This is a genomic window from Streptomyces sp. NBC_01429 (assembly GCF_036231945.1).
GTDB lineage: Bacteria > Actinomycetota > Actinomycetes > Streptomycetales > Streptomycetaceae > Streptomyces.
In genome coordinates this window covers 5,027,488-5,045,622 of record NZ_CP109599.1, presented here as the reverse complement: position 1 = coordinate 5,045,622, position 18,135 = coordinate 5,027,488, and the positions used below count along the sequence as shown (strand labels likewise).

The 18,135-nt window shown below is 72.5% G+C and carries 12 protein-coding genes and 1 other RNA gene; 2 read left to right on the top strand and 11 right to left on the bottom strand.

What is annotated here, in order from left to right:
- Positions 1-60 precede the first annotated feature (60 nt).
- The 7 genes from OG627_RS22215 to ftsE form a co-directional block, all read right to left on the bottom strand.
- The gene (locus tag OG627_RS22215; protein ID WP_329072876.1) at positions 61-2,190 is read right to left on the bottom strand and encodes a glycosyltransferase; all 2,130 of its coding nucleotides are present in this window, start codon (positions 2,188-2,190) and stop codon (positions 61-63) included.
- Between the two features lie 65 nt (positions 2,191-2,255).
- Positions 2,256-3,005, bottom strand: a complete 750-nt coding sequence (locus OG627_RS22210; protein ID WP_329067725.1) for a hypothetical protein — start codon at positions 3,003-3,005, stop codon at positions 2,256-2,258.
- A gap of 372 nt (positions 3,006-3,377) precedes the next feature.
- Positions 3,378-3,764: a transfer-messenger RNA gene (gene ssrA, locus OG627_RS22205) on the bottom strand.
- A gap of 159 nt (positions 3,765-3,923) precedes the next feature.
- Positions 3,924-4,403, bottom strand: a complete 480-nt coding sequence (smpB, locus tag OG627_RS22200) for an SsrA-binding protein SmpB (protein WP_329067723.1) — start codon at positions 4,401-4,403, stop codon at positions 3,924-3,926.
- A 34-nt stretch (positions 4,404-4,437) separates the two neighbouring features.
- Positions 4,438-5,709 carry a S41 family peptidase gene (locus OG627_RS22195; protein ID WP_329067721.1) on the bottom strand — a complete coding sequence of 424 codons (1,272 nt, stop codon included), beginning with the start codon at positions 5,707-5,709 and terminating at the stop codon, positions 4,438-4,440.
- A gap of 67 nt (positions 5,710-5,776) precedes the next feature.
- A complete protein-coding gene (gene ftsX, locus OG627_RS22190) occupies positions 5,777-6,694 on the bottom strand; it encodes a permease-like cell division protein FtsX (RefSeq protein ID WP_329067719.1) in 918 nt (305 codons plus the stop codon).
- A gap of 65 nt (positions 6,695-6,759) precedes the next feature.
- Complete coding sequence (gene ftsE, locus OG627_RS22185; protein ID WP_114622971.1) at positions 6,760-7,449, bottom strand: cell division ATP-binding protein FtsE; 690 nt, start codon at positions 7,447-7,449, stop codon at positions 6,760-6,762.
- A 294-nt stretch (positions 7,450-7,743) separates the two neighbouring features.
- Here ftsE and OG627_RS22180 point away from each other — a divergent pair, with 294 nt between their 5' ends.
- Positions 7,744-7,938 carry a hypothetical protein gene (locus OG627_RS22180; protein WP_329067717.1) on the top strand — a complete coding sequence of 65 codons (195 nt, stop codon included), beginning with the start codon at positions 7,744-7,746 and terminating at the stop codon, positions 7,936-7,938.
- A gap of 167 nt (positions 7,939-8,105) precedes the next feature.
- Here the strand turns inward: OG627_RS22180 and OG627_RS22175 are convergent, their stop codons facing one another.
- From OG627_RS22175 to OG627_RS22160, 4 genes are all read right to left on the bottom strand, one after another.
- Positions 8,106-8,945: a hypothetical protein gene (locus tag OG627_RS22175; RefSeq protein ID WP_329067715.1), complete on the bottom strand. Its 840-nt coding sequence runs from the start codon at positions 8,943-8,945 to the stop codon at positions 8,106-8,108.
- Between the two features lie 302 nt (positions 8,946-9,247).
- Positions 9,248-10,354: a peptide chain release factor 2 gene (gene prfB / locus OG627_RS22170; protein ID WP_329067714.1), complete on the bottom strand. Its 1,107-nt coding sequence runs from the start codon at positions 10,352-10,354 to the stop codon at positions 9,248-9,250.
- Between the two features lie 145 nt (positions 10,355-10,499).
- Entirely contained in the window at positions 10,500-11,735 is a 1,236-nt protein-coding gene (locus tag OG627_RS22165) for a serine/threonine-protein kinase (RefSeq protein ID WP_329067712.1), read from the bottom strand.
- 136 nt (positions 11,736-11,871) lie between these two features.
- Positions 11,872-13,575, bottom strand: a complete 1,704-nt coding sequence (locus OG627_RS22160; protein WP_329072874.1) for a serine/threonine-protein kinase — start codon at positions 13,573-13,575, stop codon at positions 11,872-11,874.
- A 482-nt stretch (positions 13,576-14,057) separates the two neighbouring features.
- Between OG627_RS22160 and OG627_RS22155 the strand changes: the two genes are divergently transcribed.
- Positions 14,058-17,939, top strand: coding sequence for an FHA domain-containing protein (locus OG627_RS22155; RefSeq protein WP_329067710.1), 3,882 nt, complete (start codon positions 14,058-14,060; stop codon positions 17,937-17,939).
- The last annotated feature ends 196 nt before the right edge of the window (positions 17,940-18,135 follow it).

The following is an 18,135-nucleotide window of genomic DNA, read 5'->3' as shown; positions in this document are numbered from 1 at the left end:
CAAGAGAAGTGCCAAGAGAGCCAGGGGTCTCGGGGACACCGGAGGCAACGGGGTGGCTGCTCACGCGACGGTCCTCCGGTCCTGATCGGCGTCCTTCCCGCGCGGCGCGGGGATCGAACCCGGCGCCTCGACCACTCCCGTACGCCGCAGCTTCTGCCAGCGCAGCCGCCCGCCGGTGAGCGCGGTGATCCAGGACTGGAGCAGCACCACGTACATGAGCTGCCGGTACAGAATCTGCTGGAGGGGCAGCGAGATCAGATGCCTCATCGGTTCCCGGTCCAGGCGGAAAGCGTACGCCGCGCACACGGCCTGGATGGCCAGCACACCGAGCCAGGCCACCACGGTCCGCTGCGTGGGGCCGAAGACCAGCCCGTACAGCAGGAATACGTCGATCAGCGGGGCCAGCAGCGGCGCCAGCACCATGAACAGCGAGACCAGCGGCAGTCCGACCCGCCCGAAGCGCCCGGAGGGGCCGCGCTCCACGAGCGCGCGGCGGTGCTTCCAGATCGCCTGCATCGTGCCGTAACTCCAGCGGTAGCGCTGGGACCACAGCTGCTGTACGGACTCGGGCGCCTCGGTCCAGGCGCGGGCGCGCTCGGCGTAGACGACGCGCCAGCCGTCGCGGTGCAGGGCCATGGTGATGTCGGTGTCCTCGGCGAGGGTGTCCTCGCTCATCCCGCCGACGCGCTCCAGGGCCCGCCGCCGGAAGGCGCCCACCGCGCCCGGGATGGTGGGCATGCAGCCGAGCATGTCGTACATGCGCCGGTCGAGGTTGAAGCCCATCACGTACTCGATGTGCTGCCACGCGCCGATGAGGGTGTCGCGGTTGCCGACCTTGGCGTTGCCCGCGACCGCGCCCACGCGCGGGTCGCCGAAGGGCTGCACCAGTTCGCGCACGGTGGACGGTTCGAAGACGGTGTCGCCGTCCATCATCACGACGATGTCGTGACTCGCGTGCGCGATGCCGTTGTTGAGGGCGGCCGGTTTGCCGGAGTTCGGCTGGCGTACGACACGGACGTTCGGCAGCCGGAGCGCCTCGACGATGTCGGCGGTCCCGTCGTTCGAGCCGTCGTCGATGACGATGACCTCGATGCGATGTTCGCTCGCCGTCAGCGAGTTGACCGTGTTGGCTATGCACTCGCGTTCGTTGTACGCGGGCACCAGCACCGTGACCGGTTCGGTGACGGGCGGCCCCCAGGCGAAGTCCCTGCGGCGCACCTTGCGCGCGTGCGCGAAGGACAGCAGCAGCATCAGGCCGAACCGGGTGATGACCAGGACGCCGATCACCGACAGTCCGACGACCAGGACCGAGGTGATGTTGTCCGAGAGGGCGACGGCGGCGACCCACGCCTTGCCCTTCCAGAGGGCTGTGCCGGTGACCGGGGTGTGGGCGCTGGGCGCGCCGAGCGCCTCGGTGAGGTTGGTGAAGCGGAAGCCGCGCTCCTTCATCTCGGGCAGGTAGCGGCCGAGCGCCTCGACGGTCTGCGAGCGGTCGCCGCCGGAGTCGTGCATCAGCACGACCGCTCCCCCGGTGCCCCGGGGGGTGGCCCGCTTGATGATCTCGTCGACGCCGGGGCGCTTCCAGTCCTCGCTGTCGGAGCTTTCGAGGACGGTGATGTAGCCGCGGGTGCCGATGTACCGGGCGACGGGCCAGGTCTTGTCGTCCATCGCGTTCGCGTCGGAGGAGTACGGCGGCCGGAAGAGCGAGGAGCGGATCCCGGCGGCGCCCGCCAGCGCGAGCTGGTTCTGCGACAGCTCCCAGTCGATGTCGGACGTGGTCTGGAGGGAGAGGTCGGGGTGGTTGAAGGTGTGCAGGCCGACCTCGTGGCCCTCGGCCACCATGCGTCTGACCAGTTCCGGGTAGCGCGAGGCCATGGTGCCGGTGACGAAGAAGACGGCGTGGGCGTCGTACCGCTTGAGCTGGTCGAGCACCTTCGGCGTCCACTCGGGGTCGGGGCCGTCGTCGAAGGTGAGGACGAGTCTGCGGTCGGGGACGCTCAGGGAGGTGGGTGCTCCGGTGCCCCGCGCGTCGATGACGGGGCCGCCCCGGAGGATGTGGTCGGGCACCTGGTCGGTGGCGGCCGGGGAGCCGACCCGGTGGTCGGCGAGGATCTCGCTGTGTACGTAGCCGCGCAGCATGAGCATGGCGAGCAGCGCGACCAGGATGAGTGTGGGCAGCAGATAGCGCATGGGCAGTACGCGCCGTCCGGCCCGTGCGTTCCTGCGGCCGCGGGCCCGCCTGCGGGAAGAGGCCACTACCGCGCGCCTTCCGCGGCGGCCAGGTCCTGGCCGCCGCCGTCGAGTCCCGGCTGGGGGTCGGCGGAGGTGGCCGGGTCCGAGGGGGTCGGCTCCGGTTCCGAGGGCTGCGTCGACTGGCTCGGCTGCCCGTCGCCGCCACCGGTGCCGGCCGCGCCGCCGCTGGTTCCGCCGGTGACCGCGGTGGCGGTCGCGGACGGTACGCCGGGGGCGGGCTGGGTACGGGTGGCGGCGCCGGCCGGGGCGGGGCCCGCCGTGCCGGAGGCGCCGGGCGCGGGCGCGTCGGCGTCGCCCGCGCCGCTCGGCGCCGTCCTGCCGGGGGTACGGGGGACGGCGGCCGGGTCGTCGGAGTCGGGATCCGGCGCCGAGGTCCCCTCCCCCGGCGCGCCGGGGCTCGCCGGGACGGAGCCGCTCGCGGTCACACCGGGCCGTATCTCGACGCTGTCCGCCTTGCCCTTCTCCGCGAGGCCGGGTATCGGGAGCCAGGGCGCGTCGGAGTTGCCGCCGACGAGCGCCGCCACCACCGTCACCGCGTAGCAGGCACAGGCGACGGCGACGAACCAGCCCGCCTTGCGGAGCTTCCTGCTCCGCCGGCCGCTCTCGTCCACGAAGACCGGCCCGTCGGAACCCTCGGGTCCCGCTTCCGGTACGGCGGCGGCGAGGCCGGCGGGACGTGATCCGGCCGGGAGTTCGGAGAGTTGACGGCCCAGGCCGTCCAGTTCGACGGTGACGTCGTTCGGTTCGTACACATGCCCCTTTTGCGCACTATTTCGCACATTTTCCACTGCTGGATGCACATCCCCCACCACTCAATTCACTGATCCGGGCAGATACGCAGCTGGTCGGTTCCCTCGCCGGCCGGGTCCCCACCCGAACCGGACGCCCCCCTACCACACCGCACCCGGGGGATGAATGTAGCCCACGCCGCCGACGCCAGAGTTACGTTTCAGCGGTTGCCGTACATCAATGCGGTGGCGGTGGTAGGGAGCCAACTCCCGGGAGGCCGCTCCAGCCACCCCGTCGCGGCACCCAACTCCCTTGCGGCGCCGGACAGTCGGACCGCGCACGACACGACGAAGGCCCCGCTGCCTGAGCAGCGGGGCCTTCGCCTCACATGAGAATTGTGGAGATGGCGGGAATCGAACCCGCGTCCAACGGTGCGGAACCAGGGCTTCTCCGAGTGCAGTCCGCTACGATTTTCTCGGCCCCGGAGATCACACGGACAAGTCTCCGACGGGCTCAGTCACTGTTTGATTTCCCTCTGTGTCCCGTGACCGGGCTCAGAGGTTTAGTCCCCTAATTGATGCCAGGATCCGGGTCGGGAACAGCCCCGGGCTGACACTCCGCAGAGTCTTCGCTAGCTGCTAATTAGGCAGCGAGGGCGAAGGCGGAGGAATCGCGCTTGGAAGTGGCGATTATTGTTTGCGACATATGGTTAACGAGATCATTGCCGCTTCCTCGACTCGCTTCCCCTGCTTCGACATCCGATGTCGAAACCGATCATCCCCATGTGTTTTTTTCAAAAGCCCATTTTCATGGGCGGATGCTCACTTTCATGAGCGTGTACCCGCTGTGTGCCGGTACGTGTTCCATCCTACGTGACCAACGCACCACCGTGCCAGCCTATTCCCGCCGGACGCGCGGCCGGGGCCGCTCTCACGCCGCGCTCACGCCCGCTGACGCCGCTTGACCGCCGAGATCGCCCGGTCGGTCTCGCGCCGGTCCTGCTTCTCCCGCAGCGTCTGGCGCTTGTCGTACTCCTTCTTGCCCTTGGCCAGCGCGATCTCGATCTTGGCCCGGCCGTCCTTGAAGTACAGCGCCAGAGGCACGATCGTGTGACCCGACTCCTGGGACTTCGACTCCAGCTTGTCGATCTCGGCGCGGTGCATGAGCAGCTTCCGCTTGCGCCGGGCGGTGTGGTTGGTCCACGTCCCCTGGCTGTACTCGGGTACGTGGACGTTGTGCAGCCACGCCTCGTGTCCGTCGATCTGTACGAAGCCGTCGGCCAGGGAGGCCCGTCCCTGGCGCAGGGACTTCACTTCCGTGCCCGTCAGCACGAGACCGCACTCATAGGTGTCGAGAATGAGGTAGTCGTGCCGCGCCTTCTTGTTCTGCGCGATCAGTTTGCGCCCTGTTTCCTTAGCCATAGTCCCGCCATTTTCGCACCCCGGCGCAACTCCTTTACTCCTTGCCGCCGAGGCCGCTCAGCACCGTCCTGGCCCGCTCCTGGGCGCTGCGGCCCACCAGCAGATCCGGCGTGACGCCCTGGCCGTCCACCCCGTGCCCCGCCGGGGTGCGGTAGTGGCCGACGGTCAGTTCGGCGACGGAGCCGTCGGGCAGCTTGCTGGGCATCTGGACCGAGCCCTTGCCGAAGGTGGGCGAGCCCACGGTGACGGACCGGCCCCGGTCCTGGAGGGCGCCGGTGAGCAGCTCGGCGGCGCTCATCGTGCCGCCGTCGACCAGCACCACCACGGGCCGCTCGGTGTCGCCGCCCTGCTCGGCGTAGAGGGCGCGCTGCTCACCGCGTATGTCGTACGTGGCGACGAGGCCGCCGTCGAGGAAGGCGGAGGCGGCGGTCACGGCCTCGGCGACCAGCCCGCCCGCGTTCCCCCGCAGGTCCAGCAGGACGCCGGCGCCGCGCGGGGCGTCCAGGACGGCTTCGCGCACCAGCTCGCCCGAGCCCTTCGTGAACGCGTTGACCTTGATCCGCCGGGCGCCGCCCTCGATCGGGTCGACGGTGACGGACTCGGTGGTGAGCCGGGCGCGGCGCAGGCTCTGCGTCCAGCGGTGGCCGTCCCGCTCCAGGCCGATCGCGACGCGGGTGCCGACGGCGGACGTCTTCTTTCCGGCCGCGCCGCGCCCACCGGCCGGGTCGCCGGCCCTGTCGCGCTCACCGGCCGTGCCGCCCGCGCCCGTCGTACCCGTACCCGCACCGCTACCGGCCTTGTCGCCGCGCAGCAGCGCCATGACCTCGGTGACGGGCCGCTTCGCGACGCCCGTGCCGTTGACGCTCCTGACCATGTCCCCCGGGCCGATGCCTGCCTTCGCGGCCGGGCCGCCGGGCTGGACGCGGGTGACCTCGATCAGGCCGCCCGCCGTGCGCCGGGCCGAGAGCCCGACCCCGGTGTACTCGCCGTCGAGGGCCTGCTGGAACTCCTCGTACTCTTTCTTGTCGTACACCGCGCCCCAGCGGTCGCCGCTGCGGCTGACGACCTCCTCGGCCGCCTCCGTGGCCGACTTGCCGTCGGCCATGGCCTTGGCCGCCGCCCGGGTCATCTCCTCGCGGTCGACCGTCGAGGCGGCCGGGCGGGAGGCGACGCGGGACGTCTCCTCCTCGCCGCGCGGCAGCGAGTTGGTGGCCGCGCCCGCGGCCAGCACACTCGCGAAAACCAATGTCAGAGCCGCCCCGCGGCCCATGCCGCGGGGTCCTCGGTACGCATCGGAGCCCGACATGGCGTCGAGTCTAGGACAACGACGGACACCCGAAAGGTGCTTGCCGAGAGCGCGCCAGGGGCGCTTGTCACACCCGGAGGTACTTGCGCAGCGCTATGAAAGCCGCAATGGCGGGCATCAGCAGGCCGATCGCGAGCACCAGCGGAAGCTTGGCGAGCACCGCGTCCCAGCCGATGAAGTTGACGAGTTCCATCTTCTGGGCGAGGGCGAGACCGTGATCGATCAGGAAGTAGCGGCCGACGAGCAGCATCGCGCAGGCGACGGCGCCGCCGATCAGCCCGGCGAACGCGGCCTCCATGATGAACGGCATCTGGATGTAGAAGCTGGAGGCGCCGACGAGCCGCATGATCCCGGTCTCCCGGCGGCGACTGAACGCCGATACGCGCACGGTGTTGACGATCAGCATCAGCGCGATCACCAGCATCAGCGCCATCACCCCGAGCGCGGCGATTCTCATCCCGCTCATCAGATCGAAGAGGTTCTGGAGGATGTCCCGCTGGTCCTGGACGGACTGGACCCCGTCCCGGCCGGCGAAGGCCGTCGCCACCACCTGGTACTTCTCGGGGTCCTTGAGCTTGACGCGGAACGACTCCGGCATCTGGTCCGGGGTGATGGTGGCGGCGATGGGGCTGTCGCCGTACCGCTCCTTGTAGTGCTTGAACGCCTCGTCCGACGTTTCGTAGTGGACGGTCTGGACGATGTCCATCTTCTCCAGATCGCCCTTGATCTGGTCCCGCTGCTGGCCCGTCGCCGCGCCCTTGACGCACTTGGGCGTGGTCGCCGCGTCGTTCTTGTTGCAGAGGAAGATGGAGACGTTGACCTTGTCGTACCAGTAGTCCTTCATCACGCTGACCTGCTCGCTCATGAGCAGCGCGCCGCCGAACAGAGCGAGCGAGAGGGCTACGGAGACGACGACCGCGAAAGTCATCGTGAGATTCCGGCGAAGACCGACGCCGATCTCCGACAGGACGAACTGGGCGCGCATGGCGTCCTTTCAGCTTTTGATACTCGGTGCGCAGATGCTGCTGGCGCCGCTGATGGCGCTGATGCTCAGTGCTGGTAGCCGTAGACGCCGCGCGCCTGGTCTCGGACCAGACGGCCCTTCTCCAGCTCGATGACGCGCTTGCGCATCTGGTCGACGATGTTCTGGTCGTGGGTCGCCATCACCACGGTCGTACCGGTGCGGTTGATGCGGTCCAGCAGCTTCATGATGCCGACGGAGGTCTGCGGGTCGAGGTTGCCGGTCGGCTCGTCCGCGATCAGCAGCATCGGGCGGTTGACGAAGGCCCGGGCGATCGCGACGCGCTGCTGCTCACCACCGGACAGCTCGCCGGGCATGCGGTCCTCCTTGCCGCCGAGACCGACCAGGTCGAGCACCTGGGGTACGGCCTTGCGGGTCTCGCCGCGCGGCTTTCCGATGACCTCCTGCGCGAACGCGACGTTCTGCGCGACGGTCTTGTTGGGAAGCAGCCGGAAGTCCTGGAAGACCGTGCCGAGCTGACGGCGCATCTGCGGCACCTTCCAGTTCGACAGGCGCGCGAGGTCCTTGCCGAGGACGTGCACCATGCCGTGGCTGGTGCGCTCCTCGCGCAGGAGCAGTCTCAGGAAGGTCGACTTACCGGAACCGGACGAGCCGACCAGGAAGACGAACTCCCCCTTCTCGATTTCGAGGGAGACGTCACGCAGGGCGGGGCGGTTCTGCTTCGGGTAGGTCTTGGAGACGTTGTCGAATCGAATCACGAGATGCACCACGGTCGGCAGGGAGTAGGTGAGCGAGACATTACGCGAACCGGGCCGACGCGCGCAGTCCGCGTCCGAGGTTGGTGCCGGGACCGGGCCGCCCTGGTCCGCGCTTGGGGTGATTTATCACGGATGCGCGGGGAGCGCCAGAGGTGGCGGGCCGGCGGATTCCGGCCGACCGCGCCGAACCGGCCGGGAACTGGCACAGTAGGAGGGGGGAACGCTCGCGTTCCCCCGAGCGTTGAGCGAAAGACACCTGCTAGCGGCTCCGCCGCGCGGTGAGGAGGAATGCGCATGACCTACGACCGATTGGTGTGCGCCAACTGCGCGGGACCGGTCGCCGAGGGCCGATGCCGCGTGTGCCGCGCCCACCGGGACCGTCTCCAGCAGCAGGGCCCCCTGGGGGGCCTGAACCCCGCGGCTCTGCTGACCCTGCTGGTGCTGCTCGTGGCGGCGGTGGCGTTCGTGGCGGCACACCAGCCCGCGTGACCGGTGCGCGTGACCGGTACAGCCGCCCACGCGGCCCCGGGCACGTGACTTCGCGCACATAGAGATTCGTACGTGGAAGGGCCCGGACGCTGAACCAGCGTCCGGGCCCTTCCGTACCTCCCGCACCTGCCCGGCGATACGGGCGGGTACGGGTGCGGTACGGGGTGTTACGCGGCCGTGCGGCCACCGGCGACCAGACGCGGCAGCATCCGGAAGCCGATGCCACCCGCGATCATGGTCGCGGCGCCGATCAGCAGGAACGTGGTCTCGGCGGCGCCGGTCTCCGCCAGCTCCTCCTTGACCTCGCCCTGCTGGACCGGCTGCGAGCCGACACTGTCGGTGTCCGCGCCGTTGCCGCCGGTGGTCGAACCACCGGCGGTGGAGGTCGAACCGCCGTCGGCCGAGCCGCCGGTGGACGAACCGCCGGTGGTGGAGGTCGAACCGCCGGTGGTGGAACCGCCGGACGTGGCGCCGCCGTCGGTGCCGCCGGTGGTGGTCTCGCCGGTGGTGCCGCCGTCGGTGGAGCCACCGTCCGTCGTACCGCCGTCGGTCGTGCCGCCGTCCGTCGCGCCGCCGTCGGTGGTCCCGCCGTCCGTCGTACCGCCGTCGGTCGTGCCGCCGTCCGTGGTACCACCGTCGGTCGTGCCACCGTCGGTGGTCCCGCCGTCCGTCGTACCGCCGTCGGCCGTGCCACCGTCCGTGGTGCCACCGTCGGTGGAGGAACCGCCGTCCGTGGAACCGCCGTCCGTGGTACCGCCGTCGGTCGTGCCACCGTCCGTCGTACCGGCGTCGGCGCCGCCGTCGGTGCCGCCGGAGATCGCGCCGACGATGGTGTTGCCGTCGGTGGTGCCTTCGGTCTCGCCACCGAGGCCGCCGATCAGCGACGAGTCGGCGCTGCCGCTGCCGGAGACGGCCTGAGCGGCACCCGCGATGGTCAGCGAGGCACCCGCGGCGATCACCGCGCCGGCCGCCACACGTGCCACGCGCATCCGCGTCTTCTTGGTCATCTGGTTGCTACCCCCAGTAGGTCATTCGTCAGTGGTGCAGCGTCCGGGCCCGTGGCCACTGGGCGTCCCGCGTACTCCGCCCCCGTTCACACGCGCCCCGGAAATACGCATGCCAAACGTCAGAGTTCCGGGTTTTCAAATGAGCGTCAAGGTCGTTGCGTGCGCGATGACCGGAAATCACGCCACTTGTCCGACGTGCGGGGATGCAACTGTGACATAAAAGCGAACTGCCGCCCCGAAGGCGGCAGTTCGCTTCTGTACATGTCGATAAATCGCTGAGTTCCGGCGAGTTCTCGCGGGTTCTAGCGTTCCTGCTGCTTGCGCCAGCGAATTCCGGCTTCCAGGAAACCGTCGATCTCACCGTCAAGTACGCCCTGCGGATTGCCCACTTCGAACTCGGTGCGCAGGTCCTTGACCATCTGGTACGGGTGCAGAACATAGGAACGCATCTGGTTGCCCCACGAGTTGCCGCCGTCGCCCTTGAGCGCGTCCATGGCGGCCTGCTCCTCCTGGCGGCGGCGTTCGAGCAGCTTCGCCTGGAGGACGTTCATGGCGCTCGCCTTGTTCTGGATCTGGGAGCGCTCGTTCTGGCAGGAGACCACGATGCCGGTCGGGAGGTGCGTGATGCGGACGGCGGAGTCGGTCGTGTTGACGCCCTGTCCGCCCGGGCCCGAGGCGCGGTAGACGTCCACGCGCAGCTCGGTCTCGTCGATCTCGACGTGGTCGCTCGACTCCACGACCGGGAGCACCTCGACGCCCGCGAAGGAGGTCTGGCGGCGGCCCTGGTTGTCGAAGGGCGAGATGCGGACCAGCCGGTGGGTGCCCTGCTCCACGGAGAGCGTGCCGTAGGCGTACGGCGCCTTGACGACGAAGGTGGTCGACTTGATGCCGGCCTCTTCCGCGTACGACGTCTCGTAGACCTCGGTGCCGTAGCCGTGCCGCTCGGCCCAGCGCAGATACATGCGCTGGAGCTGCTCGGCGAAGTCGGCGGCGTCGACGCCGCCCGCCTCGGCACGGATGTTGACGAGGGCCTCGCGCTCGTCGTACTCGCCGGAGAGGAGGGTGCGGACCTCCATCTCGTCCAGCGCCTTGCGCACCGACGTCAGCTCGGACTCCGCCTCGGCGCGGGTGTCGGCGTCGTCCTCGTCCTCGGCCAGCTCGAAGAGGACTCCGAGGTCGTCGATACGGCCGCGCAGCGCCTCCGTCTTGCGGACCTCGGCCTGGAGGTGCGACAGCTTGCTGGTGATCTTCTGCGCCGCGTCGGGGTCGTCCCAGAGGGACGGGACCGCCGCCTGCTCCTCGAGCACGGCGATGTCTGCCCTCAGTTTGTCGAGGTCCAGGACGGCCTCGATCGACCCCATGGTCGAGGAGAGGGACTTCAGCTCTTCGGATACATCGACGACTGCCACGGGTCCAGCGTAACGGCTGAGCGGCTGGACCCCGGACGCGCCTGTTTCCGGGGGTTCGGCTCGTCTCCGGCGCGCTCCGCGCCCCTGTCGGTTTGCCCGCGTCCGACAGGGGCGTTCACCCGCGGGTGGACGGAGCCGGGCGGGGCTACGGCACCGGCGATGTCGACTGCTTCGAGTCCCCCGGGGCCTCGTCCGTACCGCCGCCGCTCGTGGCGAACCAGCCGCCCACGCCCAGGGCGGCGACCAGCAGGACCGCCGCCGCGCCCAGGGTGATCCGGCGCTTGCGGACCGCGTCCGCCTTGTGGCGGGCCGAGCCGGGCCGGCGCTGGCCGGGCGAGCGGGGCGCGCGGGCCGTGCCCCTGGCGCCGCCCGCCAGCTCGTCGGGGCCCGGTACGCGCATGCTCGTATGGGTGTCGCGGTTGGAGTCGGGGGCCGCGCCCGGCACCAGCGGGACCGCGCCCCGGCGGCGCGGCTCCTGCGGAGCGGCCGCGCGCGGCTCCTCGTAGGGCTGCTCGGTGGGCTCGCTGTCCGGCTCGTCCACGTCCAGCGGCGGGATGCCGGCGAGGTGCGGCAGCTGCTCGCGCAGCCTGGCCGCCAGCTCCGAGGCGCGCAGCCGGGAGGCCGGGGCCTTCGCCAGGCACTGCACGAGGAGCTGCCACAGCTCCTCGGGGATGCCCGGCAGCGGGACGACGGTCTCCGTGACATGACGGCGCAGCACGGCCCCGGGGTGGCCGCCGCCGAACGGCGTGAAGCCGGCGAGCAGCTCGTAGAGGACCGTGGCCAGCGCGTAGATGTCGACGGCCGCGCGGGGCGGCAGCCCCTCGACGATCTCCGGCGCCAGGTAGTCGGGCGTGCCGATGATCCTGGACGCCTTGGTGCGCCGGGGGGTGTCGATCAGCTTGGCGACGCCGAAGTCGGTGAGCAGCGCGGGATGCGCGCCGCCGGGGCCGAGCGGGCCCTCCATGTCGAGGAGGATGTTCTCGGGCTTGACGTCGCGGTGGACGACTCCCGCGGCGTGCGCCGCCGCGAGTCCGTCGGCGACGTCGGCGATGATCGCGACGGCCGCCTCGGGGGCCAGCCGCCGTTCGCGGTCCAGCCTGGTCCGCAGGTCGGTGCCCCGGACCAGCTCCATGACGAGCGCCAGGTCGTTGCCGTCCACGACGAGATCGTGGACGGCGACCACGCGCGGGTGGTCGAGCCCGAGCAGGGCGGTGCGCTCCTGCACGAAGCGCCCGACCAGCTCCTGGTCCGAGGCCAGGTCCTCGCGCAGCAGCTTGATGGCGACGGGGCCCTCGGGCCCCTCGCCGAGCCACACCGTGCCGGCGCTGCCCCGCCCCAGGATCTGATGGGCGGTGTACCGGCTGCCGATATTCCGTGCCAAGACTGCTCCCTCAGCGGCTGGCGTTGCCCCTCAAAGTACGCGGGTATCGGGGTGCTCCGTGCCCCTGTTGACGCCGAGCCCTCACTTCGGCCGGTGTTATGTGCCGATCCGGGGCTTGTGCCCCGGGGCCCGGCTGTCAGCCGGACATGGAATCACTCAGCTGGGAGAACCAGTCCGACACCTTGGAGACCGCGTCACTGATCGTCTCGAAGTAGCCCTTGCCCGTGTCGAACCATTCGGGCAGCGGGGTCAGCGTCCACAGGAGCCAGCCCGCGACGAAGAGCAGGACCAGCGTGAACAGACAGCCCTTGAGGCAGCCGAGGCCCGGGATCCTCATCGGGTTGGCGCTGCGCTGGCGCGGCGGGCGCGGCTCCCGGGGCTCGCGCTCCGGGCGGGGCGCGGGGCGCTGGGTCCTGCGCTCGGGTGCCGGGGCTGGCGGGGCGTAGCGCTGTTGCTGCTGCTGCGGGGGCTGCTGTTGCTGGGGCGGCGGCGCGTACTGCTGCTGGCCGCCGTACGGCTGGCCCTGCTGCGGGCCCTGCTGCTGGCCGTACTGCTGCTGGCCCTGCTGCGGATACGGCGCCTGCTGCGGCTGGCGCTGCGGGCGGCGGCGCAGCGGGTCCTGGCTGGGGTCGAGGTACTGGACCTGCGTCTGGTCGTTGCGGTCGCGGGCGGCCTGCAACTGGCTCTGCCAGGGGTGCGGCCCGTCGGGCTCCGACGGTACGGGCGGCATCATGGCGGTCGGATCGGCGTCGCCGTGGCCGGAGCCGGGACCGGCAGCGCCGGTCGGCATGACGCTGGTCGCCGCGTTGGGGCCGGTGGACGGCAGGAAGCTGGTCGCCGCGTTCGGGTCGTACGAGCCCGCGTTGCTCGGCAGGACCTGCGTCGCGGCGGCGTCGCCGAAGGTCTCCGGCACGGGCACCTGCGCGGGCGACGGGTCGGGCGCGAGGAGCGCGGCGACGCCGAGGGCCGCGTCGGCCTGGGCGGGGGTGGAGTGCACACCGACCCCGGCGGCCACCGTGCGCAGGGCGCGGGCGAGGTTCTCGGCGCTGGGGCGCTGGTCGGGGTCCTTGCGCAGGCAGCGCTCGATGACCGTCCACAGCGGCTCGGGCACGTTGGCGGGGCGGCCGGGCTCCTCGCTGAGGTGGCGCTGGAGCACTTCGAGCGCGGTCGCCCCGGCGAACGGCGGGCGCCCGGTGACCAGCTCGTACAGCAGGATGCCCGCGCCGTAGATGTCGACGGCGGAGGTCTGCGGGCGGCCCTCTGCGGACTCCGGCGCGACATAGGCGGGCGTGCCGACGAATTCGTGGGTCCGGGTCAGGCCCGGCGAGTCCGCGAGGCGCGCGATGCCGAAGTCGGTGAGCATCGGGTGCAGTTGGTCGCCGTCGGTCCGCAGCAGGACGTTGGCGGGCTTGAGGTCCCGGTGCACGACGCCGTCGGCGTGGCTCGCGGCGAGCGCGTCGGCGATCTGGGCGGTCACCAGGGCGGCGGCGACCGGGCTGAACGGGCCGTTCTCGCGCAGGTAGCGGTGCAGGTCGGGACCCTCGATCAGGTCCATGACGAGCGCGAGCAGATCGCCCTCGACCACCAGGTCGCGGGTGCGCACGATGTTGGGGTGGGTGAGACGGAGCAGGACGGAGCGCTCCCGGAGGAAGCGCATCACCACGTCCGCGTCGTTCGCCAGCTCCTCCTTGAGGACCTTGATCGCGACGGTCTCGCCCGGCTGCCCGGCCACCGCCGCCTCGGCCCCCGCGGTCTCCCGCTGACGAGCCCGCCACACGGTGCCGGTGGCACCGCGCCCGATGGGCTCATCGAGCAGATACTTGCTGCCTACGGGCCGCACTCCATGCGCTCCCTGCTGATCGAGGTCGTCACTCAAGCGTTCCCGACCACCTTAGACCGGTCGGCACATGGGGGTGGCGGATCGCTGGTCGGTCATCTTCCGGCATCGTGGCGGTCCGGCTCCGTCGCCGGGACCGTCACGGGACGATCGTGTTCGAAGGGAAGACGTACGCATCGTACGGATGGTTGCCGGGGAGCGGAGCCGGTAGCGGCGCGGCACACATCACAGACGATCCCAAGCCGTATCGAAGCGGCGTCCAAGCAGGCACTTTTCCGCCAACCGCCGACCATTCAAGATCACTTGTTGCCGGTCGGCGGGCGTGTTGTCAGTGGCAGGTGCGAGGATGCCCCCAGCACGCGACGTGTGGATGGGGATCACATCGCCCGTGCCGACCTGTACCGGACGACGCGTCCGTGTGCGGTGGGGGGTGGACAGAGGGCACTCCTGCCGGGCACCCCGCGCAGAAGGGACCGCTGACGGCGATGCAGATCCGGCTGACCGTCCTCGCGCCGCGTAGCGGCCATGCCGCCGTGCGGGCGTGTGACGTGCTCGTCACCGCCCCGGCCGGGACGGCGCTGGCCGCCGTCGCCTCCGGCCTGGCCGCCGCCGCCTCGGGCCCCGACGCCCCCGGCACCGTCGTCGTCTACTCCGGCCGGGAGCGCCTGGACGCGCAGCGCTGCGCGCTCGGCGAGCCGCCGCTGATAGACGGCGCCGTGGTCTCCCTCCAGCTTCCCGGCGAGGACGAGGCGCCGGTGGACGACGTGCCGGCCCAGCTCCAGGTCGTCGCGGGCCCCGACGCGGGCGGCGTGCACCTGCTGCACGGCGGCCAGATCAGGATCGGCCGCTCCGCCGACGCCGATGTGCCGCTGGACGACCCGGACGTCTCGCGGCTCCACTGCGCGGTGACGCTCGCCGAGGACGGCTCGGTCACGGTCGCGGACCTCTGCTCGACCAACGGCACCTGGCTGGAGGGCTCCCGGGTCGGTGAGCGGCCGGTCGCGCTCGCCTCCGGCGCGCTGCTGCGGATCGGCGAGTCCGCGCTGCGCCTCACCCCCGGTGCCCGTGCGGCCGGGCTGCCGACCGCGCCGGACGGCGAGGGCCACCTGCGGCTCACCGCCCCCGGCCCGCTCCCCGGCACCCTGGATCCTGGCGCGCGCTCCGGCGGTGACGCGGCGGACGGCGGGGATTCGGGTACGAGCACGGGTGCGGGTGCGGATACGAGCACGGCTCCGGCGGACGCGGGGGCGGGCCCGTCGAGGGGCGCGCGCGGCGGCGACCGGACATCGGGCGCGTACGGGACGGGCGGCCACCCGGCGGACGGCCCGAGGCACGGCAGCGCGGGCGACCCGCGCGAGGCCGTCCCGGCGCACGGCGGGCAGGGCAGGCACGGCGGGCAGACCTCCGGACCGGCCGGGCCCCAGGGCGCGGGCGACGGCGGTATGGGCCAGCCGTACCGGACGGGACAGACGAGCCGGACGGGACAGACCAGCCGGATCCCGGGCCCGCAGTACGGCGGCTCGCAGTACGGAACCCCGCCGGGCGCCCCGCGCGTGCCGGACCCGCGCAGCGCGGACACGCACTACGGCGCGGGTCCCGGCTCTCTGCTCGGCGCCCCGGGAACCCCTCCCGGCTCTCCGGACGCGCCCGGCGACGTACCACCGCGCGGCGCCCGTACACCGCATGCCCAGGCACCGCACGCCCAGGCGCCTCACACACAGGCACCGCACGCGCAGCACCGGCCGCAGCAACCGCACCAGTCCTATCCCCAGCCCCAGTCCCAGCAGCCCCACCCGGCCCAGGGCACCCACAGCAGGGCGGCGGCGCAGGACGGGCCGGACGGCTCACCGTGGCCGGAGGACGGCGGCCGGGGCGACGACGGCCCCCACGGGCACAGCCGCACGAGCCGTACCGACGCCACGGCGTCCGGGCCCGCCGTCTCGCGGCGGCAGGACACGCCGCCGCGCGGGACGGAGGCGCCCCAGGTCCCCGACGCGCCCGACGCGGCGGCCAGACGGCGCGGCATAGGCGCCTGGGCGCGGCGGCTCGCCGGGAGCCGTGGCGAGGAGCTGCCGGAGGCCGCCCCCGGCCCGCTGAGCCCCGCCGGGGCCGCCGGCCGCGCCCCCCGCCCCGAGACCTGGCCCGATCCGGCCGCCGTGCTGCTGACCGCCCTCGGCCCCGGCCCCCGGCTGTGGGAGCGCGGCAGCCGCCACGCCGAGGCGCTCGCCGTCCGGCTGGGTACGGCGGACCGTCCGGCCGCCGACGGGCGGGGAGCGCTGCCGCTGGTGCCGGTGACGGTCGGCCTGCGCGAGGCCGGTTCGCTCGGTCTCGCCGGTCCCCGCGAGCGGCTGACCGGTCTGACCCGCTGGACCGTGGCCCAGCTCGCCGCGCTGCACTCCCCCGCCGACCTGGAGATCGTGCTGGTCAGCGCGGACCGGACCAAGAGCCTGGAGCAGCGCAGGCGCGACTGGGGCTGGCTGGGCTGGCTCCCGCACGTACGCCCGGCCCACGGCCAGGACTGCCGGCTGCTGCTCGCCTACGACCGCGACCAGGCGGCGGCCAGGATCACCGAGCTGACCCGCCGCCTCGACGACGGGCCGCTCGGCTCGGGCTGGGCCTCGGCCGACCCGTGGACGGTCACGGAGGCGGGCGCCCGGCACGACGGCCCGCACACGCTGCTGATCGTCGACGGCGACCCCGGTTCCGCCGCGCTGCGCGAGTCGACGGCGCAGCTGGCCGGGGCCGGGGCCGCAGCCGGTGTCCACCTCATCTGTCTCGCCGAGACACCGTCCGCCTCGCCGGACTCCCCGATCGCCGCGACGTACGAGACGGCGTGCGCGGCCTCGCTGCCGTTCCGCGAGTGCGGGGCCGTCGCGCTGCTCAGCGGCGATGTGGCGACCGCGCTGCGGCTGCTGCGTACGGCGGTGGGGCAGCCCGCCGGGCACGGCACGGTCGCGGTGGTGGACGCGGTGTCGCCCGCCTGGGCCGAGCGTTTCGGCCGGGCGCTGGCTCCGCTGCGCGCGGCGGCCGGGAGCGGCCGGGAGCGGCCGGCTGCGGCGCTGCCGCGCTCGTCCAGGCTGCTGGACGAGTTGGGCCTCGCCCGCGCCACCCCGGCTTCCCTGATGGCCCGTTGGGCGTCCGCCGCCGACCGTACGGACGACTGCACGGTGGTGCTCGGCGCGGGGCCGCGCGGCCCGGTGAGCTTCGATCTGCTGGAGGAGGGCCCGCATCTGCTGATCGAGGGGCCCGCCGGCAGCGGCCGTACGGAGCTGCTGCGCTCGATCGCCGCCTCGCTGGCGGCCGCCGCGCGCCCCGACCGGCTGGGGCTGCTGCTGGTCGACGGCGCGGGGGGCGAGCGCGACAGCGCGGCGGGCGGGCTGTCCGTCTGTACGGATCTGCCGCATGTGACCGAGCATCTGATCGCCTCCGACCCGGTGCGCATGCGGCACTTCGCGCAGGCGCTGGGCGCGGAGCTGAAGCGGCGGTCCGAGCTGCTGGGGCGGCTGGACTTCGCCGAGTGGCACAGCCGCCAGGAGGCGCAGGAGGCGGCGGACCGGGTGATCGGCCAGCGCAGGCCGAGCGCGGCGGAGCAGCGGGCGGGCCGGCGCGGTGAGGAGCACCGTACGGACCGGACGGACCGGACGCGCACCGACCAGACCCGTCAGGACACGCACCGCGCCGACCAGCGCCTCGATCAGCGCCTGGACCACCGGACCGACCAGCGCACCGACCACCGGACCGACCGGGACTCGCCGACCGCCGGCGGCGGCACGCTCCGGCTGCGCCCCGACTCCCTTCCGCAGGAGCGCGGCAGGGCCCAGGAGCAGCCGCCCGCGCCGCTCCCCCGGCTCGTCGTCCTGGTCGACGACTTCGACGCGCTGGTCGCGCCCGCGCTGGGCAGTCCGGGCCGGCCCGCCGCCGGTTCCGTCGTACGGGCCCTGGAGGCCGTGGCCCGCGAGGGTGAGCGCCTCGGCGTGCATCTGGTGGCCGCCTCGGCCCGCCCGGAACGCACGGTCGACACGGAGCTTGCGCACGGCGCGCGGCTGCGCGTCGTGCTGGACGCGCCGCCCGTCGCGCCGGGCCCGGACGAACCGGCCCCCGGGCGCGGCCGGCTCGGTCATCCGGACGGCCGGGTCACCCCCTTCCAGGGCGGCCGGGTCACCGGCCGTATTCCGCGGACGGCCACGCTGCGGCCCACCGTCGTGGTGCTGGAGTGGGAGCGGATGGGCGACCCGCCGGCCAGGCGCCCGGTCAGGGAGCTGGGCAACGGTCCGACGGATCTCGCGCTGCTGGCCAGCGCGTTGGAGCGGGCGGCCAGGTCGGTCGGCGCCGCCCCCGTGGCACCACTGACCCCGGCTCACCCATGAAGATCCGTGCGGAGCTGTTGTCCACCCCCTTGCGTGCGACGTCACGAGCCCATCACGATCAAGGACTTGAGACCGGTATCGCTATTGCGGCCCCTGGTCACCCGGCGTAGGACTGAGCGCACGGGACGAGAGCAGAGCCGCCACGTCACGGCCGCGACGCCGGTCCCGCCTGCGTAGATCCGTACGCACACGGGAA